The 23,966-nt window shown below is 60.6% G+C and carries 22 protein-coding genes and 1 pseudogene; 12 read left to right on the top strand and 11 right to left on the bottom strand.

The features are described 5' to 3' along the window. Positions 1-35: 35 nt before the first annotated feature. The 8 genes from BKD70_RS04915 to BKD70_RS04885 all read left to right on the top strand — a co-directional run bounded on the left by BKD70_RS04915 (position 36) and on the right by BKD70_RS04885 (position 8,618). Positions 36-830, top strand: a complete 795-nt coding sequence (locus BKD70_RS04915; protein ID WP_047278044.1) for a carbon-nitrogen hydrolase family protein — start codon at positions 36-38, stop codon at positions 828-830. A 48-nt stretch (positions 831-878) separates the two neighbouring features. Further along, the gene (gene pqqF / locus BKD70_RS04910; protein ID WP_047278047.1) at positions 879-3,323 is read left to right on the top strand and encodes a pyrroloquinoline quinone biosynthesis protein PqqF; all 2,445 of its coding nucleotides are present in this window, start codon (positions 879-881) and stop codon (positions 3,321-3,323) included. A 154-nt stretch (positions 3,324-3,477) separates the two neighbouring features. Continuing rightward, entirely contained in the window at positions 3,478-3,552 is a 75-nt protein-coding gene (gene pqqA / locus BKD70_RS24095; RefSeq protein ID WP_003444522.1) for a pyrroloquinoline quinone precursor peptide PqqA, read from the top strand. Between the two features lie 86 nt (positions 3,553-3,638). After that, positions 3,639-4,550, top strand: coding sequence for a pyrroloquinoline quinone biosynthesis protein PqqB (gene pqqB, locus BKD70_RS04905; RefSeq protein WP_047278049.1), 912 nt, complete (start codon positions 3,639-3,641; stop codon positions 4,548-4,550). 104 nt (positions 4,551-4,654) lie between these two features. Next, positions 4,655-5,407, top strand: coding sequence for a pyrroloquinoline-quinone synthase PqqC (gene pqqC, locus BKD70_RS04900; protein ID WP_047278051.1), 753 nt, complete (start codon positions 4,655-4,657; stop codon positions 5,405-5,407). Then, a complete protein-coding gene (gene pqqD, locus BKD70_RS04895) occupies positions 5,404-5,679 on the top strand; it encodes a pyrroloquinoline quinone biosynthesis peptide chaperone PqqD (protein WP_047278053.1) in 276 nt (91 codons plus the stop codon). The genes pqqC and pqqD overlap by 4 nt, the downstream gene beginning before the upstream one ends. After that, on the top strand, positions 5,651-6,817 hold the full coding sequence (gene pqqE / locus BKD70_RS04890) for a pyrroloquinoline quinone biosynthesis protein PqqE (protein ID WP_047278055.1): 1,167 nt from the start codon (positions 5,651-5,653) through the stop codon (positions 6,815-6,817). Before pqqD ends, pqqE begins: the two co-directional genes overlap by 29 nt. Further along, complete coding sequence (locus tag BKD70_RS04885; protein ID WP_047278057.1) at positions 6,783-8,618, top strand: S9 family peptidase; 1,836 nt, start codon at positions 6,783-6,785, stop codon at positions 8,616-8,618. Before pqqE ends, BKD70_RS04885 begins: the two co-directional genes overlap by 35 nt. 89 nt (positions 8,619-8,707) lie before the next feature. On the opposite strand, the gene BKD70_RS04880 is transcribed toward BKD70_RS04885, so the two are convergent. Further along, positions 8,708-8,866, bottom strand: coding sequence for a YqaE/Pmp3 family membrane protein (locus BKD70_RS04880; RefSeq protein ID WP_047278059.1), 159 nt, complete (start codon positions 8,864-8,866; stop codon positions 8,708-8,710). Positions 8,867-9,057: 191 nt separating this feature from the next. Next, positions 9,058-10,341, bottom strand: a complete 1,284-nt coding sequence (locus tag BKD70_RS04875) for an aspartate aminotransferase family protein (protein WP_047278061.1) — start codon at positions 10,339-10,341, stop codon at positions 9,058-9,060. A gap of 229 nt (positions 10,342-10,570) precedes the next feature. Here BKD70_RS04875 and BKD70_RS04870 point away from each other — a divergent pair, with 229 nt between their 5' ends. After that, positions 10,571-11,470 carry a LysR family transcriptional regulator gene (locus BKD70_RS04870; protein WP_047278062.1) on the top strand — a complete coding sequence of 300 codons (900 nt, stop codon included), beginning with the start codon at positions 10,571-10,573 and terminating at the stop codon, positions 11,468-11,470. A 271-nt stretch (positions 11,471-11,741) separates the two neighbouring features. Here the strand turns inward: BKD70_RS04870 and BKD70_RS04865 are convergent, their stop codons facing one another. The 3 genes from BKD70_RS04865 to BKD70_RS04855 form a co-directional block, all read right to left on the bottom strand. Further along, complete coding sequence (locus tag BKD70_RS04865) at positions 11,742-13,520, bottom strand: acyl-CoA dehydrogenase C-terminal domain-containing protein (protein WP_047278063.1); 1,779 nt, start codon at positions 13,518-13,520, stop codon at positions 11,742-11,744. Between the two features lie 126 nt (positions 13,521-13,646). After that, positions 13,647-14,939, bottom strand: a complete 1,293-nt coding sequence (locus BKD70_RS04860; RefSeq protein ID WP_047278065.1) for a diguanylate cyclase — start codon at positions 14,937-14,939, stop codon at positions 13,647-13,649. A gap of 270 nt (positions 14,940-15,209) precedes the next feature. After that, positions 15,210-17,015 (bottom strand): phenylacyl-CoA dehydrogenase, encoded by a 1,806-nt coding sequence (locus BKD70_RS04855; protein WP_047279151.1) that lies wholly within the window; start codon positions 17,013-17,015, stop codon positions 15,210-15,212. 30 nt (positions 17,016-17,045) lie between these two features. Between BKD70_RS04855 and BKD70_RS24665 the strand changes: the two genes are divergently transcribed. Further along, positions 17,046-17,273 (top strand): hypothetical protein, encoded by a 228-nt coding sequence (locus BKD70_RS24665; protein WP_139053276.1) that lies wholly within the window; start codon positions 17,046-17,048, stop codon positions 17,271-17,273. Positions 17,274-17,300: 27 nt separating this feature from the next. On the opposite strand, the gene BKD70_RS04850 is transcribed toward BKD70_RS24665, so the two are convergent. The 6 genes from BKD70_RS04850 to bioB all read right to left on the bottom strand — a co-directional run bounded on the left by BKD70_RS04850 (position 17,301) and on the right by bioB (position 22,249). Next, on the bottom strand, positions 17,301-17,597 hold the full coding sequence (locus BKD70_RS04850; RefSeq protein WP_047278067.1) for a hypothetical protein: 297 nt from the start codon (positions 17,595-17,597) through the stop codon (positions 17,301-17,303). A 120-nt stretch (positions 17,598-17,717) separates the two neighbouring features. Next, positions 17,718-18,398 carry a dethiobiotin synthase gene (bioD, locus tag BKD70_RS04845; protein ID WP_047278070.1) on the bottom strand — a complete coding sequence of 227 codons (681 nt, stop codon included), beginning with the start codon at positions 18,396-18,398 and terminating at the stop codon, positions 17,718-17,720. Beyond that, entirely contained in the window at positions 18,395-19,195 is an 801-nt protein-coding gene (gene bioC, locus BKD70_RS04840; RefSeq protein WP_047278072.1) for a malonyl-ACP O-methyltransferase BioC, read from the bottom strand. Before bioC ends, bioD begins: the two co-directional genes overlap by 4 nt. After that, positions 19,188-19,907, bottom strand: a complete 720-nt coding sequence (locus tag BKD70_RS04835) for an alpha/beta fold hydrolase (protein WP_047278075.1) — start codon at positions 19,905-19,907, stop codon at positions 19,188-19,190. The genes bioC and BKD70_RS04835 overlap by 8 nt, the downstream gene beginning before the upstream one ends. Continuing rightward, a complete protein-coding gene (bioF, locus tag BKD70_RS04830) occupies positions 19,900-21,072 on the bottom strand; it encodes an 8-amino-7-oxononanoate synthase (protein ID WP_047278077.1) in 1,173 nt (390 codons plus the stop codon). Before bioF ends, BKD70_RS04835 begins: the two co-directional genes overlap by 8 nt. Before the next feature lie 121 nt (positions 21,073-21,193). Further along, on the bottom strand, positions 21,194-22,249 hold the full coding sequence (bioB, locus tag BKD70_RS04825) for a biotin synthase BioB (protein ID WP_047278079.1): 1,056 nt from the start codon (positions 22,247-22,249) through the stop codon (positions 21,194-21,196). A gap of 88 nt (positions 22,250-22,337) precedes the next feature. Here bioB and BKD70_RS04820 point away from each other — a divergent pair. Continuing rightward, a pseudogene (locus BKD70_RS04820) lies at positions 22,338-23,077 on the top strand (ComF family protein); the annotation flags it as partial. A 56-nt stretch (positions 23,078-23,133) separates the two neighbouring features. Further along, entirely contained in the window at positions 23,134-23,895 is a 762-nt protein-coding gene (locus tag BKD70_RS04815) for a TOBE domain-containing protein (RefSeq protein ID WP_047278082.1), read from the top strand. Positions 23,896-23,966 lie beyond the last annotated feature (71 nt).

Below are 23,966 nucleotides of genomic sequence, written 5' to 3'. Positions count from 1 at the left end.
ACCGCGCGCCAACCCACCCGGAACAGGAGAACCCCATGCGCGTCGCCCTTTACCAATGCCCGCCCCTGCAACTGGACATCGCGGGCAACTTGAAACGCCTGAGCCTCGTTGCCCAGCACAACCCCGGGGTTGATCTGCTGGTGCTGCCCGAAATGTTCCTGACGGGGTACAACATTGGTCAGCCTGCCGTGGCGCAATTGGCTCAACCCCACGACGGCGACGCGGCCCGAGCAATCGCCCAAATAGCCAAAGCCTGCAACATGGCCATTGCTTACGGTTACCCGGAGCTGGGTGCGGACGGCCGCCTCTACAACAGCGCGCAACTGATCGATTGCCACGGCCAACCCCTGCTCAACTACCGCAAAACCCACTTGTTCGGGACGCTTGACCACGCCCAGTTCAGCGCCGGCGAAGAAGCGTACCCCGTGGTCGAGCTCAACGGCTGGAAGGTCGGCATGCTGATTTGCTATGACCTGGAGTTTCCGGAGAACACGCGGCGTCTGGCCCTGGCCGGCGCGCAATTGATCGTTGTGCCCACCGCCAACATGCAACCCTACGACTTCATTGCCGATGTCACGGTGCGCAGCCGTGCGTTTGAAAATCAGTGTTACGTGGCCTACGCCAATTACTGTGGCCGCGAAGACACGCTTCATTATTGCGGCCAAAGCAGCATCGCAGCGCCAGATGGCCAGCAAGTAGCACTGGCTCAACGGGACGAAACGGTGATCGCCGCCGAGCTTGATCCACAAAAACTGACGGACGCGAAGGCGGGAAACAACTACTTGGCCGACCGCCGTCCGGAACTTTACGGTGCGCTGAGCGCGCGCTGATTGCCAGTAATCCGCTAGCATGAGCGCTTCTCTGTAACGGAAGTGCCCATGCCCGCGTTGAACACCCCAGACGTCCTACGCCTGACCACCCGCAATGGTCTGACGCTGACCGTGCGCCATGTCCCACGGCTCACGCGCAGCGCAGCTTGCGTCCGAGTGGCCGTGGGCAGTCATGACGTACCCGCCGACTGGCCGGGGCTGGCGCATTTTCTGGAGCATTTGTTGTTCCTCGGCACCGAGCGCTTCCCCGCGGCGCAGGGCCTGATGGCCTATGTGCAACAGCATGGCGGGCACCTCAACGCGCGCACCAGCGAACGCCATACCGACTTCTTTTTTGAATTGCCCCCCGAAGCCTTTGCGGGCGGGCTGGATCGCCTGTGCGACATGCTGGCTCATCCGCGTCTGGATCCGGACGACCAGCGGCGCGAACGCGAAGTGCTGCACGCGGAATTCATTGCCTGGGCCCGCGAGCCTTCGGCGCAACGCGACCTGCAAAGGCTTCAACCACTCAACGCCACACACCCGCTGCGGGGCTTCCACGCAGGCAATCGCTACAGCTTGCCCGTGCCACGCGCAGCCTTTCAGCGCGCCTTGACGCATTTCCATGAGCAGTTTTACCGAACCGGGCACATGACCTTGAGCCTGGTAGGCCCGCAATCGCAGGACACGCTGATCGCACTCGCCGAGCGTTACAGCCTTGAGCTTCAACCGGGTACGGCCGCCACGCCACAGCCCCCGCCGCCTCTGATGAGCGAGGGTTCGTCACAGTACGTGCAGGTCGAGGGTTTACACGTGGACCTGATGTTTACCTTGGAGCAGCTACCCACTGCATCAGAAGAAGCGCTGGCATTCCTGTGTCACTGGATCAACGCCGACAAACCGGGCGGACTTCTCGCTCACTTACGTCAGCAGCAACTGACCGACAGCCTGCGTGCCACGCCGGTGTACCAGTTTCAGAACCAGGCCCTGCTCGGCCTGACGTTCACAGGGTCGACTGACATGACAACCAAGGCTCAACCGATCCGCGACGCTGTCGACGACTGGTTGTGTTTTTTCAGCGCTCAGCAACCCTGGACCGGCCTGCGCAACGAATACCGACGCCTACAGCAGCGTCAGCAACGGGTCAGCAGCGCCTTGGAATTGGCCCGCCGCGATGTTCAGCACCGTCCGGTAGAGCTGTCAGACCACGGGGTTGAAGCACTGGCGGTGATCCTGAAACACATGCAAACCGAGCCCCGCCCGAGCGGGCAGCACGCCTGGCAATTACCCACACCCAATCCCTTCCTCATATCGGAGAAACACCCCGTGACCGCTGGCCTTATTCGTGGACAAACCAGTGCCCATCGCGGCTTGCGCACGTTTGCCCAGGACCGCTTGCGCAGCCGCCGCGAAGTATCGGCCATGACGTTCAGCCCTGCTCTCGCGAACCCCAATGGCGAAGCCGCTGTGTACGTGCGCTGGCACTTGGGCGTGACCCCTGCCCCCTCGCTGTTACCGACGCTGCAACACCGCCTGCTGACACTGCAACACGATGCGCGCGAAGCGGGCGTTGAAATGTCGCTCATCGCGCAGGGCAATGACTGGTTGCTGAAGTTGCATGGCCTGCAAGAGCCGATGCCTGCCATTCTCGAACACGCGCTGCCATTGCTCACCCCGCTGACGGATGATGCGCCGGGAGCGACGCCGCAAACGCCACTGATGCCCATCCGCCAGTTACTCAAACGCCTGCCGGAACTGCACACCCGCTTCGCACTGCCTGCGGCTGACACCGTGCAGCACGTCTGGCCCTCCGCCCGATGGCTCGGTCTGGCGGTGGGCGTTTCCTCGGCCAGTCAACCCATGATCAGCAGCGCGCTCAGCAAAGCCCCCGGCACCCCGGACCCGCACCTGACGCACGCCGTCGAAACACCCTCAGCACGCCACTGGCACACCGAACCGTGCGAGTCGAGCGAACAGGCGTTGCTGCTGTTCTGCCCGGCACCGCGGGCCGACCTCACGCAAGAAGCCGCCTGGCGACTGCTGGCCCATCTGGCGCAAACCCCGTTCTATCAGCGTCTGCGGGTGGAGCTGCAAATGGGTTACGCCGTGTTCAGCGGCGTGCGCCAGCTTGGCGACAGAACCGGCCTGCTGCTGGGGGTGCAATCGCCTCAAGCCACGACGGCAGACATCTTCGAGCAGGTCCGCACTTTCCTCGGGCAATTGCCGCAGCAGATTGCCGCACTGGATGAAGCGTCTTTCATCGAGGCACGCACCGCACTGGCTCAACAGTTCTCAGCCAAGGCCCTCAGCCTGGCTCAAGCCGCCGACCTGCTCTGGCACGCTCAACAGGCGGGCCACTCGTCGGATTACCTCAAGGTGCTCTACAACGCACTTATGACCCTGGACCGAGCCACTACACTCAAGGCAGCTGAGTGCCTCAATGACCCGTACAGCGACTGGCTGTGCATGGCCACCGAGCCGCAAACTGAATCGTTTTATCAGCGTAGAAGCTGATTTTTACCATCCACGTAATGAGCTTTCTTCGACTTTGGTCGTTCCTGCTCAGTCAAATTTAGTAACATAGCCACCTAAGCATCTGAACATCTCCTTCGGGAGCTGGACTAAGTTAAAGACACCCCACCCACCCCCACTGCTAAGGAGTCACCTCATGGCTTGGACTAAACCGGCTTACACCGATCTGCGCATTGGCTTTGAAGTCACCATGTACTTCGCAAGCCGTTGATCTGCCGCTTTTATTGAGCAGAGCAACCCAACGCCTCGGTTCGCCGGGGCGTTTTTATTTTCAGATTTGCAAGAGAACAGCCTCCCATGTTCGTCCAGATTCTAGGTTCCGCCGCTGGCGGCGGGTTCCCGCAGTGGAACTGCAACTGCGTCAACTGTGCCGGTTTTCGCGAGGGCACCTTGCGCGCCACGGCCCGTACCCAGTCTTCCATTGCGATCTCCGATGACGGCGTGAACTGGGTGCTGTGCAACACCTCGCCCGACATCCGCGCCCAGCTCCAGAGCTTCGCCCCCATGCAGCCCGGCCGCGCCCTGCGTGACACCGGGATCAGTGCCATCATCCTGATGGACAGCCAGATCGACCACACCACAGGCCTGTTGAGCCTGCGCGAAGGTTGCCCGCACGATGTCTGGTGCACCGGCATGGTCCACGAGGACCTGAGCACCGGTTTCCCGCTGTTCACCATGCTCAAGCACTGGAACGGCGGCCTGAACTGGCACCGCATCGAACTCGAAGGGTCGTTCACCATCCCGGCCTGCCCGAACCTGCGCTTCAGCCCGTTGCCGCTACGCAGCGCTGCGCCGCCGTATTCGCCGCACCGCTTCGACCCGCACCCAGGCGACAACATCGGCCTGATCGTCGAAGACCTGCGCACCGGCGGCAAACTGTTCTATGCACCAGGGTTGGGCAAAGTGGATGCGCCCTTGCTCGACATCATGGCCAGCAGCGATTGCCTGCTGGTGGACGGCACGATGTGGGATGACGACGAAATGCAGCGCCGCGGTGTCGGCACGCGCACCGGCCGTGAGATGGGCCACCTTGCACAAAATGGCCCCGGCGGCATGCTCGAAGTGCTGGAGCAATTGCCCGAGCAACGCAAAGTGCTGATACACATTAACAACACCAACCCGATCCTCGACGAAGACTCCGCCGAACGTGCCGAACTGGCCCGCCGTGGCGTAGAAGTCGCCTTTGATGGCATGAGCATCGAGCTGTAAGCCACACCCTGTCGCTGCCACACGCTGCGTTCACGGACGCAGCGCTCAGGTCGGCGTCACCCCCTGCGGCAGCAACGACACACTGTATTTTCTGGAGGCACCCGATGACCCAAGCCCCACTGTCCAAAACCGAGTTCGAAGCCGCATTGCGAGCCAAGGGCGCGTATTACCACATCTACCACCCGTATCAGGTGGCGATGTACGAAGGCCGCGCCACGCGCGAACAGATCCAGGGCTGGGTCGCCAACCGCTTCTACTATCAAGTCAACATCCCGCTCAAGGACGCCGCGATTCTGGCCAACTGCCCTGACCGCGAAGTACGCCGCGAGTGGATTCAGCGCTTGCTCGATCACGATGGCGCCCCCGGCGAAGACGGCGGTATCGAAGCCTGGTTGCGCTTGGGGCAGGCCGTCGGCCTTGACCCGGATCAACTGCGCTCCCAAGAGCTGGTGCTGCCCGGCGTCCGGTTTGCCGTGGATGCCTACGTCAACTTTGCCCGCCGCGCCACTTGGGAAGAAGCCGCCAGCAGCTCGCTGACCGAAATGTTTGCCCCGCAGATCCATCAGTCGCGTCTCGACAGCTGGCCGCAGCATTACCCGTGGATCGACCCGGCGGGCTACGAATACTTCCGCACGCGTCTGGGCCAGGCACGCCGCGACGTCGAGCATGGGCTGGCTATCACGTTGCAGCACTACACCACGTGGGAAGGCCAGCAGCGCATGCTGGAAATTCTCCAGTTCAAACTGGACATCCTTTGGAGCATGCTCGACGCCATGACCATGGCTTACGAGCTGGACCGCCCGCCGTACCACAGCGTGACCGACCAACGCGTCTGGCATAAAGGAATCACCCTATGAGCTTCGATCGCAGCAAAATCCCGACCTGGCGCCCCGGCTATCGTTTCCAGTACGAGCCCGCGCAAAAAGGCCACGTGCTGCTCTACCCCGAAGGCATGATCAAACTCAATGACAGCGCCGCGCTGATCGGCGGCCTGATCGATGGCCAGCGCGACGTCGCGGCCATCATTGGCGAACTGGATGCACAGTTCCCCGACGTTCCCGAGCTCGGTCACGACATCGAGCAATTTATGGAGGTCGCTCGTGCAGAGCACTGGATCGAACTGGCCTGACAGCCGGGTGCCACCCACGCCTGAAGTCGGCTTGCCGCTGTGGTTATTGGCGGAGCTGACCTACCGCTGCCCGCTGCAATGCCCGTACTGCTCCAACCCGCTGGACTTCGCCCAGCAAGGCAAAGAGCTGACCACCGAACAGTGGATCAAGGTGTTTCGCGAAGCGCGCGAAATGGGCGCCGCACAACTGGGCTTCTCGGGCGGCGAACCCTTGGTGCGTCAGGACTTGGCCGAACTGATTGGTGAGGCGCGCACGCTGGGGTTCTACACCAACCTCATCACCTCCGGCATTGGCCTGACCGAGCAAAAAATCAGCGACTTCAAAAAAGCCGGTCTGGACCATATCCAGATCAGTTTTCAGGCCAGCGACGAGCAAGTGAACAACCTGCTCGCCGGGTCAAAAAAAGCCTTCGCACAAAAGCTGGAGATGGCCCGCGCCGTCAAGGCTCACGGCTACCCGATGGTGCTCAACTTTGTGACCCATCGACACAACATCGACAAAATCGACCGCATCATCGAGCTGTGCATCGCGCTGGAGGCCGACTTCGTCGAACTCGCCACCTGCCAGTTCTACGGCTGGGCGCAGCTCAACCGCGTGGGTTTGCTGCCCACCCGCGAGCAATTGGTGCGGGCCGAACGCATCACCAACGAATACCGCGCCAAACTTGAGGCCCAAGGGCATCCCTGCAAGCTGATATTCGTCACCCCGGACTATTACGAGGAACGCCCCAAAGCCTGCATGAATGGCTGGGGCAGCATCTTTTTGACCGTCACCCCGGACGGCACCGCGTTGCCCTGCCATGGTGCGCGGCAGATGCCGGTTCAGTTCCCCAACGTGCGCGACCACAGCATGCAACACATCTGGTACGACTCGTTTGGCTTCAACCGTTTCCGCGGGTATGACTGGATGCCCGAACCCTGCCGCTCCTGCGACGAGAAGGAAAAGGACTTCGGCGGCTGTCGCTGCCAGGCGTTCATGCTCACGGGCGACGCCAGCAACGCCGACCCGGTGTGCAGCAAGTCACCGCACCACGACCTGATCCTCAAGGCGCGCGAAGAAGCCGAGCACGCCACCCAAACCATTGAGCAACTGGCCTTCAGAAATGACCGAAACTCACGACTCATCGCCAAAGGCTGAACCGTTCAGCGCCGCCCTCGCCGTGGCCGCCGGGGTGGATTTTGCCGAATTGAAACTCGGCCGCCACGGCCTGTTCTGGAACGAATATCGCCCCCAGGACGCGGCCTGCCGCCTCTGGCACTGGCGCGACGGTCAGGCGCACTGCCTGACACCCAACGGCTTCAGCGTGCGCAGTCGTGTGTATGAGTACGGCGGCGGGTCGTTTTGCCTGAGCGATGACGGCGTGGTGTTCGTCAACGAGGCCGATCAACAGGTGTATGTGCAAACACTGGAGGGCACTGCACCTCACGCACTGTCCCAAGGCAACTGCCGCTATGGCGATGTGCAGTTTGCCCATGGGCAGGTGCTGGCGGTCGAAGAAGACAACGACCGGCATCGTTTGGTCAGCCTTGACACCGCTTCGCGGGCGCGCCACGTACTGGCCGAAGGCGCTGATTTTTATGCGGCGCCGACGCTCAGCCCGGACGGCCAGCGCCTGGCGTGGATCGAGTGGTATCGCCCGCATCAGCCGTGGACCTCAACCCGCTTGATGGTCGCCCGGCGCAGTCACGAAAACCATTGGCAAGCGCCGCAGTGCATCGCGGGCGAGGCGGGCGAGGAGTCGCTGCAACAACCGCGTTTCGATGAGCACAACCGCCTGTACTGCCTGACGGACCGCGAAGGTTTCTGGCAACCGTGGGTGGAATCGTCCGGGGGCTTGAAGCGCTTGCCGTGCGAGCGCGCCGACCATGCGCCTGCGCCCTGGCAGCTAGGTGGCAACACCTGGCAACCGCTGAGTGACAACGCGTATGTCGCCAGTTGGACGCAAGACGGTTTCGGACGCTTGGGCATACGCGCATCCGACGCCAGCCTTGAGGATTACACAGGCGAATACAGCCGTTTCCGCAGTCTGGCGCTGGATGACGACGCCCTTTATTGCATCGCGGCCTCACCGGTAGGCCCGTCGGCCATCCTTCGCATTGCCCGCAACAGCCGGCAGGTGACGGTGTTGGCCGGTGGGGTGGCGCCATTGCCAGCTGATCGCGTCAGCCGCCCGCAAACGCTGCGCTACCCCACGGCGGGGGGCGAGGCTCATGGATTTTTCTACCCGGCGATGCACGGCGAAAAACAGCCGCCGCTGGTGGTGTTTATCCATGGTGGCCCGACCTCGGCGTGTTATCCGATGCTCGACCCGCGCATTCAATACTGGACGCAACGCGGCTTTGCCGTCGCGGACCTCAACTACCGGGGCAGCACCGGCTATGGCCGCGAGTACCGGCAGGCGCTGCACCTGAAATGGGGTGACGTGGATGTGGAGGATGCCTGTGCAGTGGTCAGCTATCTGGCCGATCAGGGGTTGATTGATCGCCAACATGCCTTCATTCGTGGCGGCAGCGCAGGCGGTTACACCACGCTGTGCGCGCTGGCATTCAAGGACGTGTTTCGGGCAGGCGCCAGCCTGTACGGGGTCAGCGACCCGGTGGCGCTGGCACGCGATACCCATAAGTTCGAAGGCGATTACATGGAGTGGCTGATTGGCGATCCCGACCGGGATGCCGAGCGTTATGCCGCGCGCACGCCCTTGTTGCACGCCGCCAACATCCGCGTGCCGGTTATTTTCTTTCAAGGGGAGCTGGATGCGGTCGTGGTACCGCAGCAAACCCGCGACATGCTGAGCGCCTTGCAGGCGAACGGTATCCCTGCCAAAGCGTATTACTACCCCGACGAACGCCACGGGTTCCGCAAGGCCAGCAATCAGGCCCACGCCCTGGAGCAGGAATGGATGTTTTATCGGGAAGTGATGCAATCAAACCCTGAATAAGTCGGGCGAATCGCTGCCAGGTAACGAAGCTGCGTGGGGCGCAGCTTCGTACGGAGCGGCAACAGTGACCGATCAGGGCGAAAGGAAGGTTATCGCTTGGCGATGATGTACACCGCGTGGATCACGCCCGGGAAATACCCCAACAGCGTCAACAGAATATTGAGCCAGAAAGCACCGCCGAAACCGACTTGTAAAAACACACCCAGCGGCGGCAGCAGGATGGCGATGATGATTCGAATAATGTCCATGTGTTCAGTCCCCAATCAATGGTGGGCTCAATCAAGCCCTATGGTTAATCGACTCTGAGCACTGTCAAAAGGTTCAGTCGGTACTTTTCCACAGGCAAAAAAACGCCCCGTGCCGAACGAAACAGGCACGGGGCGATGCGTTATACCGCGAGACGGTTCTTTAAATTCTGTGTGTGCCGGTGTGTCAGCGATTACGCCAACACGGCACGGCGACACTGCAACTGCGCGGTTCTGACCCGGGAAAACGCGCGGGCCAAACGCAGCAACATTTCATCAATATTGCCTTTGCTGACGCACAGCGCCGGGGTAAAGCGCAGGCAGTCGGGTTGCGGCGCGGTAATCAGCAAGCCTTCATACAACGCTGCTTTTACGACCTCATCTGCCGAATCATCCGACAGTGTCAGGCCCCACATCAGGCCTTGACCGCGTAATTCCCCCTGTGCATAACGGCTGGCCAAACGCCCCAGGCCCTCGCGCAAGTGTTGCCCTGCGTCGCGAACCTGCTGCAAAAAGCCTTTTTCAACGAGCGTTTCCAGCACGGCACTGCCCGCTGCCGTCATCAAGGCATTGCCGTGATGGGTGCCGCCCAGCTCGTCCGCTTCCAGGCAACACGCTTTGCCGCGCGCCAGCAGCGCAGCCAGTGGCACACCACCGCCCAAGCCTTTGCCCAGGGTGATGACATCGGCACGAATGCCGTAATTCTGTTCCGCCAGCAGGGTGCCGCAGCGCCCCATACCGGTGTGGACCTCATCGAGAATCAGCAAAATGCCCAACTCCCGGCACAGGCGCTCGACCCCTTTGAGGTAATGCTCGGTCGCGGGAATCACCCCCGCTTCGCTCTGCACCGGTTCCAGCATGATGGCCACGGTTTGCGCATCGACCGCGGCGTGCAACGCGGGTAGATCGTTGAACGGCACATTGATGAACCCCGGCAGTTGCGGCTCGAAACGGTTATCGAACGTGCCGCTGCCCGACGCCGACATCGCGCCAAAGCTGCGACCGTGACAACTGCCGGTCGCCGTGATGATCCGGTGAGCGCCGCCGCGATGCAGTTGGCCCCATTTGCGCGCCAGCTTGATCGCGCCTTCGTTAGCCTCGGCCCCGGTGTTCAAAAAATGCACCTGATCGCTGCCCGTGCTGTGGCACAGGCGTTCAGCCAGGTCCAGCATGCCGCGATTGAAAAAACCGGAGCCGGGGTTGATCAATGACTGCGCCTGTTCTGCGATCGCCCGGGTCAGCACGGCCGGGCTGTGGCCCAGACAATTGGCGGCCCCGCCCTGGGTGAAATCCAAGTAAGCCCGACTGTCGCTGTCCCACATCCAGGACCCCTGACCGCGCACGAAAACCTGCGCTGGCCGCTCTACGCTGGGCATCAAACACGCTCTGGATACGGCGTTATTCATAGGCAATGACTGAGGCTCAATCGCCAGCTCATCAAGGCTGGGGGATTGGCGACGCAGGTTAAACAGGTTCATGCACGCTGACCTTGTGACCATAAGCCGTTTCGATTTGCAACCGGGGGCGGGGCATATTCAGGGTGAATCCCTCTGCGGGGTTTTCTGCCTTTCCTATGCAAAATTGCGCTACGCCCATGCACTTCATTGGGCTCTGTGACGCTATGAGCCCTGTGGAATGGGCGTAGACTAGGCGCCTGACGGCGTTTGAGCCATTTCGTTTTTTAAGCATTTTCGATAAGTATTACTTATGGATTTCAAGCAACTGCGTTATTTCGTCGCGGTGTACGAAGAAGGTCATGTGGGACGCGCTGCCGAACGGCTTTCCATCTCACAACCGGCCCTTTCGCAACAGATCCGCCATCTCGAACACAACCTTGATGTCAGCCTGTTCGAGCGCAGCAGCAAACGCTTGCTGCCCACACTGGCCGCACACACGTTGTATAACCACGCATTGCCACTGCTTGACGGGTTGCAGCGGGCGAAAGAAGCCTTGCGCAACTTTCAGGGCCAAGCCTTGCGCACCATTGCCATTGGCGTGCTGCAAACCGTGCACACCAGCTTGGTGCCGCAGATGCTGGAGCGAGTGCGTCAGGCGCAACCGCACCTGGTGGTGCAGATTTATGAGCTGACAGGCCTTGAGATTGAACGTCGCCTGCTCAATGGCTCACTCGACATCGGCATCAGCTACCTGCCGCCGCGCCAGCCAGGGTTACACGGCATGCTGCTGTACGAAGATGAGCTGCAACTGGTCATCCCGGCAGATCACCCACTGCGGGAATTCAAGAAGGTCTCGCTGACGCAGGCGGCAGAGTTGCCGATGCTGCTGTTGGGGGAAGAGTTTCAGGTGCGCCAGATCTGGCAGAGCCAATTGGCCAATCTAGGCCGTCGCCCACAGGTCCAGGCGGAGCTCAACAACATGGCCGGGATTCTCGACAGTTTGCCGCACACCAAATTGGCCACGGTGCTGCCGGGGCGTTCGCGTCACGAACACGACGACAAGGCGCTGCTCTGGAAACCGCTCAGCGAGCCGAGGGTGCCATTGAAAGTGGGATTAGTGTGTCGAGATGTGCAACGCCAGCAAGCCACATTGGGGTTACTGCGCACGTTGCTTGAGGATGTGATCCAGCAGGAAGAAACCCCGCTCTAACGTTTACGACCCACGAGAAGGCTTGCTCCTACACGGCGTAAACATTTTTCTGCGCCACAAAAAGAAAACCCCGCCGAAGCGGGGTTTTGCAGACTGTTTCCCTGACATCCTTTTCACTCCGCCTTCCTGGCAGAATCCTACGTGTCCCTGTTGTTGCTTTGAGCTTCCTGCTCGACGTCCATGTGAAGTAGATTACCGCTGGATCCAATTCTGCGATATGGACGATTGGCAGCGCGTTGTGTAAGCAAATGCTTACATATGCCTAAACAGGTTAAAAATGTGCTTCATCCAGCAAATACAACGACTCGCTGCCCGCCTTGACCGACGCACTCAGAGAATGAATACGGGGCAGCAAACGCTCGAAATAGAAGCGTGCAGTGCCCATTTTGCTGACATAGAACGCGTCTTGCGCCTCCTTGCCCTTAGCGGCTTTGGCCATCATTGCCCACATGTAGGCATACGTTATGTAACCAAAAACGTGCAGGTACTCGACCGAGGCAGCGCCGATCTCGTTAGGGTTGGATTTCGCACGTTCCAGAACCCATGCCGTCAACGCATCAAGTGTGTCCAAAGCTGACGCCAAAGGCGCCGTGAACTCATGCAGGTCGCCGCAAGCCGACGCAATGAACTGACGGATTTCATCGGCGTACAAACGGTAATACGCGCCGTTATTACCCACGATCTTGCGCCCGACCAAGTCCAGCGCCTGAATACCGTTGGTGCCTTCGTAGATTTGCGTGATGCGCACATCCCGCACCAGTTGCTCCTGGCCCCACTCACGGATGTAACCGTGACCGCCAAACACCTGCTGGCCGTGAACGGTTGTTTCGAGGCCCAGGTCGGTGATGAACGCCTTCGCCACCGGTGTCAGCAATGCCACCAGGGCATCGGCCCGCTCGCGGGCGCCCGGGTCATCGCTGAACTTGGCAATGTCCAGCTGATTGGCCACGTAGGTGGAAAAGGCACGTCCGCCTTCGTTCGACGCTTTCATGGTCAGCAGCATGCGACGCACGTCAGCGTGGACGATGATCGGGTCGGCGGCTTTGTCTTTGGCTTGAGCGCCAGTGGCTGCCCGGCCTTGCAGGCGATCACGCGCGTATTCCACCGCGTTCTGGTACGAGCGTTCGCCCGATGCCAGCCCCTGAATGCCTACCCCCAGACGCTCATAGTTCATCATGGTGAACATGGCCGCCAGGCCACGGTTCGGCTCGCCCACCAGGTAGCCGACAGCCTCGTCGAAGTTCATCACACACGTGGCCGAGGCCTGAATGCCCATTTTGTGTTCGATAGAGCCGCAGGTGACCGGGTTGCGCTGGCCGAGGCTGCCATCGGCATTGACCATGAACTTGGGCACCAGAAACAGCGAAATGCCTTTAGGCCCCGCCGGGGCGTCCGGCAGTTTGGCCAGCACCAAATGGATGATGTTTTCCGTCAGGTCGTGCTCACCACCGGTGATGAAAATCTTGGTGCCGCTGACCCGGTATGAGCCATCGGCCTGAGGCTCGGCCTTGGTCCGAATAATGCCCAGATCGGTGCCAGCGTGTGGCTCGGTCAAGCACATGGAACCAGCCCACACCCCGGCGTACATATTCGGCAAGTAGGTGGCTTTCAGCGCATCGCTGGCATGGGCGTTGATCGACACGCAGGCACCGGCCGTCAGCATCGGGTACAGGCCGAACGCGAGGCTGGAGGAGTTGATCATCTCTTCAACTTGAGCCGACACCGCCTTGGGCATGCCCATGCCGCCGAACTCGGGATCGCCGCCGACGCCTACCCAGCCGCCCTCGGCGTACGTTTTATAGGCCTCGACAAAACCGGCGGGGGTGGTCACGACCGTATCGTTCCAATGGCAACCTTCTTCATCACCGCTACGGCTCAACGGCGCGATGCTTTTGGCTGTCACTTTGCCCGCTTCTTCAAGAATGGCTTCAACCGTTTCGGCGTCCACGGTCTCGGCCAGTGCCGGCAGTGTTGCCCAAAGGGAGGCGACCTCGAACACTTCATTGAGGACGAAGCGCATATCGCGCAGGGGCGCTTTGTAATCAGCCATAGCAAACCTCGTAATCGCTAACGGTCAAAGCCCGGACGGGCCACGGATAGAAGTGGCACAGTCTAACTTAACAACGAGAGCGATACATAGGGTCGCCTAGTGACTGAATAGACAGATACAGTCACTTCAGGCCGGGACTTCAGTGGTCCGGACGGCGCCCCGCCGGGTTTGGCCATAGGCAATGACGCAATTGCGGCCTGCACTCTTCGCACTGTAGAGCGCCTTGTCCGCCGCCTTGAGCACCTCTTCGGCCGTGCGCTGCTCCGGCATGCGCTCGGCGACGCCGATACTCACCGTGACCGACACACTGCTGGCCCGCGTGCCTGCACGGCGCTGTCGACCTTGTTGGTCATCTTGCGGGCGGCTTTCCTGATTACGTAACTGGATGTTGTAAATGGCAATGGACTCACGCAACTCATCGAGATGCGGCATGCATTCGTCCAGGGTTTTGCCTGCGAAAACCAGCGCGAACTCCTCGCCGCCGTAGCGATAGGCACGGCCGCCGCCACCGACTTTGGACAGCTTGCTGGCAACCAGACGCAAGACCTGATCGCCGACATCGTGACCGTGGGTGTCGTTGAATTTCTTGAAATGATCGACGTCGCTCATGGCCAGGACGTAATTACGCCCCAACCGTTGCAAGCGTTCGTTCAGTGCGCGACGCCCTGGCAAGCCGGTCAGCTCGTCACGGAAAGCCATTTGATAGGCCTCGTGCGCCACAGCGGCCGCGATCATCAACATCACCTGGCTGCACATGATGTTGAGCGTGAACGGCAGGATGAACGTTTGCGGCAACATCCAGAACAGCCCCAGCAACCCCACCAATTGGGCCGCATGCAGCGGCCGGGGGTTGCGCCAGTACTGCCAGCCGAGCAGTACAAAACCGATAAAAAACACCGGATAAGACAATTGAATCAGGCTCATCCAGGCGCCATGCAAAGCGGGCCAGCGAATTTCTGCCAGCCAGTTCAGCAGCACCTGTGGGTAACTTTGCTCCAGCCCCAGCGCGACACTGCCGACCGCCAACAGCACAGCAAAGCGCGCCACTAAATCCTGAAACAGGTGAGTGCGCTCCTCCCAGGCCGCGTAGAGGCTGTACAACAGCGGCAATAACAGTGAACACAAATGGAACACCACAGCGGCATCGGTGCGCACTTGTCCGTTGTCACGGTAGTAATCGGTCTGGGTATCGAGCAGAAAGTAGGCGATGTACACCGTCAGCATCAAAAACAGTTCGCGCTGACGCCGGTAGACCGCGCAGTAAGCACCGCCCAACAGCAGCACCAGGGTGGGGAGCACATTGAACAATGAGGTAAAAAACACATTGAGGTCTTTGACATACGCAGCCGCAAGGCCCGCTGTCAGCAGCAGAATAGACGGCAAAAAGTGACTGAAACGTGCAGCAGAAGGACGCGACAAAAGTAAGGCTCCAACCTGAACAACCAAGTAGTGGCATTGTGCCTGCTTTTTCCGCAGTTAAGCACACTTGGCGACGTCCCGTTCGCCTCGGCCATAGGTTTTAACGGCTGATAAGGCGAAAGTCTTAGAGGATTTGTCGGGTTTAAATGTTGCAGGTCGAGACAGGCAAGGCGCAGCGCACGGCGTAGACGATGAATCACTTTGCCAACCACAAAAAAAGCCGCTTCCCCCGAAGGAGAAGCGGCTTTTGGAAGGGGACAGCGGCGGAGCTTAGTAGCCCAGGTCGAAGTCTTCTTCTTTCATGTCCATCAGGTTGGCGGCACCCGACAGCATGGCGGCCACGTGAGTGCGAGTGCGTGGCAGGATGCGCTGGAAGTAGAAGCGAGCGGTCTGCAATTTAGCTTTGTAGAACGCTTCTTCCGAGGTGCCAGCAGCGAGTTTCTCAGCCGCCAGACGCGCCATGTCAGCCCAGAAGTACGCCAGGCAGGCATAACCCGAATACATCAGGTAGTCGACCGAAGCCGCGCCCACTTCTTCACGGTCCTTCATGGCTGCCATGCCGACCTTCATGGTCAGTTCGCCCCATTCTTTGTTCAGCGCCGCCAACGGTGCGATGAACTCCTGAACGCCTTCGTTGCCTTCGTTGTTCTGGCAGAACTTGTGCACGATCTTGGTGAAGCCTTTGAGGGCTTCGCCTTGGGTCATCAACACTTTGCGGCCCAGCAGGTCGAGTGCCTGAATGCCGGTGGTGCCTTCGTACAGCATCGAAATACGGCTGTCGCGAACGTTTTGCTCCATGCCCCATTCAGAGATGAAACCGTGACCGCCGTAGATTTGAACGCCGTGGTTGGCGGCTTCAAAACCAACTTCGGTCATGAACGCTTTCGCGATCGGCGTCATGAACGCCAGCAGTGCGTCGGCCTTTTTCTTCTCTTCTTCATCAACGCCGTATTTCACGATGTCGACTTGCTTGGCAGTGAAGTAGACCATCGCACGGTTGCCTTCGGCGAAGGCCTTCATGGTCAACAGCATGCGACGCACGTCCGGGTGGACGATGATCGGGTCAGCGGCTTTTTCCGGGAATTTAGGGCCGGTAAGCGAACGCATTTGCAGGCGGTCACGGGCGTATTTCAGGCCGCCCTGGAAGCCGATTTCAGCGTGGGCCAGGCCTTGCAGCGCAGTGCCCAGACGGGCGGTGTTCATAAAGGTGAACATGCAGTTCAGGCCTTTGTTCGGCGGGCCGATCAGGAAACCGGTCGCGCCGTCAAAGTTCATCACGCACGTGGCATTACCGTGAATGCCCATTTTGTGCTCAAGCGAACCACAGCTCACTGCGTTGCGCTCACCGATGGTGCCATCGGCAGCGGGCACGAACTTGGGCACGATGAACAGCGAAATGCCCTTGGTGCCAGCCGGTGCATCCGGCAGGCGCGCCAGAACGATGTGGACGATGTTGTCGGCCATGTCGTGTTCACCGGCCGAGATGAAGATCTTGGTGCCGGAAACTTTGTACGAACCATCAACCTGAGGCTCGGCCTTGGTGCGCAGCATGCCCAGGTCGGTGCCGCAGTGCGGCTCGGTCAGGCACATGGTGCCGGTCCACTCGCCCGTGACCAGCTTGCTCAGGTACGTCTCTTGCTGCTCGGGGGTGCCGTGCTCGGAGATGGTGTTCATCGCACCATGAGACAGGCCGGGGTACATGCCCCACGACCAGTTGGCTTCGCCCACCATTTCACTGACCGCCAAACCCAGCGACTCAGGCAGACCCTGACCACCGTGCGCGACGTCGTGAGCCAGGCTTGGCCAGCCGCCTTCAACGAATTGTTTGTAGGCTTCTTTGAAGCCGGTCGGGGTTTTAACGCCAGACTCGCTCCAGGTGCAGCCTTCGGTGTCACCCACACGGTTCAGAGGTGCCAGCACCTGTTCACAAAACTTGGCGCCTTCTTCAAGAATGGCGTCAACCATATCTGGAGTAGCGTCCTGGCAAGCCGGCAGGCTCTGATAGTGCGCTTCGTAACCGAGCAGTTCGTCACGTACGAAGCGAATATCACGCAAGGGGGCCTTGTAATCAGGCATAGCGATAAACCTCTGCTGATGAATCCGGGAATGAACAACCGCGTAGAATTTGTTATTGCGGTCAAACAGGTGTTTGAAACATACGTTTACGCCCATTTATTGTCAAGCAGCCGCAATACGCCGTTCGTCCCGACGGACACACGGCGACCTGCCTGTGAAAAAGCGTTGAAAACAGTTAAGCGCGACAATGCCGGGGTGGCGTCAGGCTGCGCCGGGCAGCCCTTGGGAAGATCCAGAGTGGACATCGACCCGGCCTGAAGCCGCGTCGAGGTCTACACCCGCAGATCAGGCGTAGGTATCGATCAACGTACCGACCATTTCGTCAGCCGTGCGTACCACTTTGGCGCCGAGTTCGACTTGTGCTTTGCCTACGCTTAAATCAGCCACATCACTGGCAACATCAGAAAGCTGGCTACGGTCAACGGCACGCATGCGGTTGACTTGAGTGTCGGAGGATTGGCTACCCACCGCGCGATCAACCGTCGCACCGGCGATCTGCCCGGCGGCTTGGTCGACCCGGTTCTGCCCGGCCTGAACGGTGCTCAGACCCGCGTAAAACGCAGTGCTTCCTGAGATTTCCATGGCGGCATCATCCTTTGAAGAGGGAGTCGACCTTCATTCAAGCAGACCTGATGGCAAAAGGCCCGTCAAAAAAGCTCATGGCTGTTGGCCAGTCGATAGGCCCCGGCAATAGCGTCAGGTTCAGTCCAGCAGGTCCAGTTCAAGGTACTGCGCGACGGCCTCGGGGGTCGGTGACTTGAGTTTGGGCACTCGCCCCAAACACGGTGCAGGCAAGCGTTCGGCCAAGGTGGCGAGGTTTTCCTCAAGACGCGAGGTCTTCGGGTCAATGATATTGGCCACCCAGCCAGCCAGTTGCAGGCCATCCTGAGCAATCGCTTCAGCCGTGAGCAAGGCATGGCTGATGCACCCCAGCCTCACCCCCACCACCAGGATCACCGGCAAATCCAGACCCTGAGCCACATCCGACAAACTGTCCTGCCCCGACAACGGCACGCGCCAACCGCCTGCGCCTTCTATAAGGGTGAAATCGGCGCGCTGACGCAGGATGCGCTGCATCGGTGTGAGTAATGCCTGCACCGTCAGGGCCACGCCTGCCTCACGGGCCGCGATGTGCGGCGCGATGGCGGGTTCAAACGCGACCGGGTTGACCTCTTCATAGCTCAATGCAAGGGTGCATTGAGCCATCAATGCCAGCGCGTCTGCGTTACGCAGCCCCTCGGGCGTCACCTCGCACCCGGAGGCCACCGGTTTACCCGCCGCCGTGCTCAAGCCCGCCGCACGCGCGGCCTGTAACAGACCCGCCGCGACCGTGGTTTTGCCGACATCGGTGTCCGTACCGGTAATGAAATAAGCAGGGCTCATCGCGGGTTCTCCAAAATGCCGTAGACCACCTGATACGTCGCCGGTAACCCTTGGGGCTGACGGAAGTGTTCATAAGCGGCCATCAACCCCTGAAGCCGCGCCCTGCCGGTCAAGCCTTCGGGCCGTCCCGGATTAAGGTTATGCGCGCCCAGGGCTTTGAGTTCATGGGTCAGGTGGCGCACCTGAGGGTAGTGCAGCACATGGGGCTGAGTCTGCAAGCTGAGCACTTGAAAACCACTGTCGGCACAGCGTTGCTGATACGCGGCGAACGACCGGAAACGGTTGACATGGACTTGCCCGTCAACCGCCTGCCAACTGTCGCGCAACTCGCTCAGCGTGCCGACGCACAGGCTGGCAAACGCCAACACCCCGCCCGGCCTGAGCACGCGCCGGGCTTCTTTGAGCACCCCGTCAAAATGCTCGCACCACTGCAACGCCAGGCTGGAAAAGATCAGGTCGCAGCTGTTGTCTTGCAGCGGCAAGCACTCAGCGTCCCCGGCAATAAAGTGCTGCGCGCCGCCCAGCGGCCGCGCATAGGTGAGCATGCCCTGCGCGATATCCAGCGCCACGCCTTCACTGCCCGCAAATTGCTGACCCAGCACGCGACTGAAATACCCGGTGCCACTGCCCACATCCAGCCAGCGTCCGGGGCTCACATCAGGCGGTAATCGCCCGATCAATTCATGACCGACTGCCCGTTGCAATTCAGCCACGCTGTCATAACTGGCAGCCGCACGCGAAAACGACACCGCCACCAGACGCTTGTCCGGCAGGTTGCCCACACTCAGATCAGTCATCACCCAACTCGTTTAAAAAACTCTGGATCGCCGCCGCCAGTTCGTGGGGTGCTTGCAGAAGAAACGCGTGACAGGCCTGTTCCATCAGGCCCACTTGAACATCGGGCAATAACGCCAGCAAATCGCTGGCGGCCTGCGCGGGCACCAGCCCGTCTTGCCCGGCGAAAACGTGAAATTGCGGCCCGTTAAACGCTTTGAGCGCCCCTCGGGTGTCCAGCGTAGCGAGCAGCTCAAGCCCCGCCAGCAGGGTATCCGGCTGCGCGTGCGGTGCGCCGTTGAGCAGCCGACTGGCCATGGCCTTGCCGTCACTGCACAACAAAGAAAAACGCTTCAACGTTGTGTTGGGCGCCTCCCGAAACCCGTTGATAAACGCGTCAAACGTGGCACCCGGCATGGCGCCCGGCCAGTCGTCGGTGCGGACAAAACGCGGGTTACTGGCCAGCGTCACCAACCCGCAGCAGCGCTCTGCCCGGCGCGCAGCCAGCTCACTGGCGAGCATGCCGCCCAAAGACCAACCGCCCAGCCAAACGTCTTGAGGCACAACAGCCTCCAGTTCATCCAGCCAGTCGTCCAACTGCGCCGACGCAAGCACCGGCAACGGTTCGATCTCAACCCGCAAGTGCTCGTTCAGCCCTCGCAAGGCGGCCGCCAAAGGCTCCAGCGGCGACACGCCAAGCCCCCAGCCCGGCAACAGAATCAAGCGGTCACGCATGGTTCGACTCCACGGTTGGCCAGCAGTCGTTTAATGCGTTTAACAGTAGCTGTACCTGGGCCTCGGTGTGCGCGGCCGACAAGGTGACGCGTAAACGCGCACCGCCAGCCGGCACCGTCGGCGGCCGGATGGCGGTCACCAGCAGGCCGCGCGCACGCAATTGCTGCGATAAACGCACCGCTTGCGCGCTGTCACCCACGAGGATGGGTTGAATCGGCGTGAAGCTGTCCATCAGTTGCAGGCCCATCTGCTCGGCCCCTTGACGGAACTGACCAATCAACCGGTTCAAGTGCTCACGTCGCCAGTGTTCACTGCGCAGCAGCTCAAGGCTTTTTAACGTCGCGCAGGCCAAGGCCGGGGGCTGGCTGGTGGTGTAGATGTAAGGGCGGGCGAACTGGATCAGGCTTTCGATCAACGCCTCACTGCCCGCCACAAACGCACCGCTGGTGCCGAAAGCTTTGCCGAGGGTTCCGATCAGAACGGGAACATCGTCCAGCCCCAAGCCGAAATGCTCGACAATCCCGCCACCCGTGGCACCCAGCGCCCCAAAACCATGGGCATCATCGACCATCAGCCAGGCCCCTTTGGCCTTGGCTTCGCGGGCCAGCGCGGGCACGTCGGCCACATTGCCGTCCATGCTGAACACGCCGTCCGTGACCACCAGCGTATTGCCGACGGCTTTCTCCAGACGCGTGGCCAAACTGGCGGCATCGTTGTGCAGATAACGACTGAACCGCGCCCCGCTCAACAAGCCCGCATCCAGCAGTGACGCATGGTTGAGGCGATCTTCGAGCACCGTATCGCCCTGCCCCACCAGCGCCGTGACGGCCCCCAGGTTGGCCATGTAGCCATTGCTGAATAAGAGTGCGCGCGGGCGACCGGTGAATTCGGCCAGTGCTTCTTCCAGTGCGTGGTGCGGGCGGCTGTGACCGATCACCAAATGCGATGCACCGCCCCCGACGCCCCAGCGCGAAGCGCCCTGCTGCCAGGCTTCAATGACTTGCGGGTGATTGGCCAGGCCCAGGTAGTCGTTGTTGCAAAACGCCAATAACGGCTGCCCGTCGACCACCACTTGAGGGCCTTGCGGGCTTTCAAGCAAAGGGCGATGGCGATAGAGATTGTCCGCCCGGCGCGCAGCCAGACGGGCACTTAAATCAAAAGACATGCTGGGCGAGCCCTCTTGTAGCCACCGGCGCACGCTGCGACAGGCTGCGCGGCGGGCAAAGCCGGGCCGTTACAGACCTGAGCGCAGCGTGCGCCCGCGCCTACCTGTGCGGTGGGTAGCGTTAAACCGCAGCGTTGTAGAACTGCTCGCTGGATTTTTGATCCATCAGCGCGTGCTCGATGGCCGCCTGATGCACTTCGTCAGCATGATCTTCGCGGGCCTCGGGGAGGATGCCCAGGCGACTGAACAACTGCATGTCCTTGTCCGCCTGCGGGTTGGACGTGGTGAGCAGTTTGTCGCCGTAAAAAATCGAATTGGCCCCGGCCATGAAGGCCAGCGCCTGCATTTGTTCGTTCATGGTTTCCCGTCCGGCCGACAGCCGTACATGGCTCTTGGGCATCATGATGCGCGCCACGGCCAACATGCGGATGAAGTCAAACGGGTCCACTTCGTCAGCGTTTTCCAGCGGCGTCCCCGCCACTTTCACCAGCATGTTGATCGGCACGGATTCCGGGTGTTCCGGCAGGTTGGCCAGTTGGATCAGCAAATTGGCGCGGTCATCGAGCGACTCACCCATGCCCAGAATGCCGCCCGAACAAATCTTCATGCCCGCCTCGCGCACATAACTGAGGGTTTGCAGGCGCTCACTGTAAGTGCGGGTGGTGATGATGGTGGTGTAGAACTCGGGCGATGTATCGAGGTTGTGGTTGTAGTAGTCGAGCCCTGCCTGGGCCAGCGCGGCGGTTTGCTCCTGATCGAGCTTGCCCAATGTCATGCAGGTTTCCAGCCCCAGCGCTTTCACGCCTTCAACCATTTTCAGCACATAGGGCATGTCTTTGGCCGACGGGTGCTTCCACGCGGCCCCCATGCAGAAACGCGTGGCGCCGATGGCCTTGGCTTTCGCCGCTTCCTCCAGCACCGCCTGAACCTGCATCAACTTTTCTTTCGCCAGCCCGGTGTTGTAGTGACCGGACTGTGGACAATATTTGCAATCTTCCGGGCAGGCGCCGGTTTTGATTGAAAGCAGCGTCGAGACCTGCACCCGGTTAGCGTCGAAATGCGCGCGATGCACCTGTTGTGCCGCGAACATCAGGTCATTGAACGGCTGGGTAAACAACGCCCGCACTTCGGCTAAAGACCAATCATGACGCATGGTGTTAAAGGTGCTGGCGCTCATCGGCGTCTCTCTTGTTTATGCTTTGGTTTAAACCTGAATTCGGTCTTTCAGGCAGGGCACGGATGGCCGGTATGTTTAAGGATGTTACCTACGCTGTCAACCCAGAGAGAAGTGGAGGTTTACATCTGGTTATTTAATGTACAAACCTGCTTACTGTGTGATGAGCCTTCAGCTACGCAACTACCGGTATGCGGGCCCTGCAAACACGAACTGCCGTGGCTGCAAAACCCCTGTCAGCGCTGTGCCCTGCCGTTGTCCATGCCGGGCCTGACCTGCGGGGGCTGCCTTAAACACCCGCCCGCGTTTGCGGGGGTGCATGCGCCGTGGCTGTATGACTTTCCGGTGGACAGCCTGATCCTGCGGTTCAAACACAACAGTCGCTGGCCTTTTGGCCGCCTGTTGGCAGCACTGCTCAGCCAATCGCTGCTCGATAGCTACCAGCAGGCTCAACCCCGGCCGGATGTGCTGCTACCCGTCCCGCTGTCCACCGCCCGGCAACGTCAACGCGGTTACAACCAGTGCGCCATGCTGGGTCAGTGGCTCAGTGACCGGCTTGATATTCCCTGCCAGGCCCACTGGCTGTTGCGCACCCTGGACACCCCGGCACAACAGGCGCTCGACGCCAAAACCCGCAAACGCAACTTGCTCAACGCCTTCGCGCTGGCGCCCGACGCGCAGGTCCGGGGGCTGCATGTGGCGTTGGTGGATGACGTATTGACCACCGGCGCCACGGCGCAAAGCCTCGCCCTGGTGTTGCTCAAGGCCGGAGCGAAACGGGTGGATGTGTACTGCCTCGCGCGCACGCCAAAACCGGACGGCCCGGCTTGACGACGCCCCAGCAAGTGGGCACTTTGCCAAGCCCCCTGCCAAACGAATCAATCGACATGCATTTGCCGACCTTGCTGACGCAGCACATCGTCCGCCGCCCACAGCGAATAGCGCTGTTGCAGCACATCGCCGAGCAAGGTTCGATCACCCGAGCCGCCAAAAGCGCCGGCATCAGTTACAAGGCCGCGTGGGAGGCCATTGATGAACTGAACAATCTGGCCCAAACCCCCTTGGTAGAACGCAGCGTGGGGGGCAAGGGCGGTGGCGGTGCCCGGTTGTCAGTAGCGGGCGAGCGTGTGCTGCGGCTTTATCAACGGCTGCAAGTGCTGCAAAGCCAGGTACTGGACGCCGCCGAAGAAGCCCAAGACCTTGAGCTGCTGGGCCGTCTGATGCTGCGCACCAGCGCCCGCAACCAGTTGCACGGCACCGTCGCGAGCATTCACGGCCACGGCCATTACGACCTGATCGATCTGCAATTGGCAGGTGGGCTGACCCTGCAAGCGCACATCACCCGCGACAGCACGCAGCGCCTGGAGCTTGAACCCGGCACGCCGGTGGTGGCGTTAATCAAGGCCGGTTGGTTGCAGCTGATTAAACCCGAAGCTGCGGTGGAGGGTCACAACCGGTTACACGGCAAGATCGAGCAGATTTTCCACGCGCACGACGGCCCGAGCGAAGTGCGCATCAGCCTGCCCAATGGCCAGACCCTGTGTGCGCTGAGCGAAGCGCAACACCTCGAAACACTCGCCTTGGTGGAGGGCAGTGAAGCCCTGGTGCAGTTCGCGCCGACCTTGGTGCTGTTGGGTACGCCGCTTTAACACGTCGCCCGCCACCCTCTGAAACATCCCTGTCACACCCTCTGATTAAGGTGGCTGCCAAAACCGTTGCG

It is taken from the genome of Pseudomonas sp. BS-2016 (genome assembly GCF_001806145.1).
In the GTDB taxonomy this organism is placed as follows: Bacteria; Pseudomonadota; Gammaproteobacteria; order Pseudomonadales; family Pseudomonadaceae; genus Aquipseudomonas; species Aquipseudomonas lundensis.
This window is presented reverse-complemented; position numbering and strand designations above follow the sequence as displayed.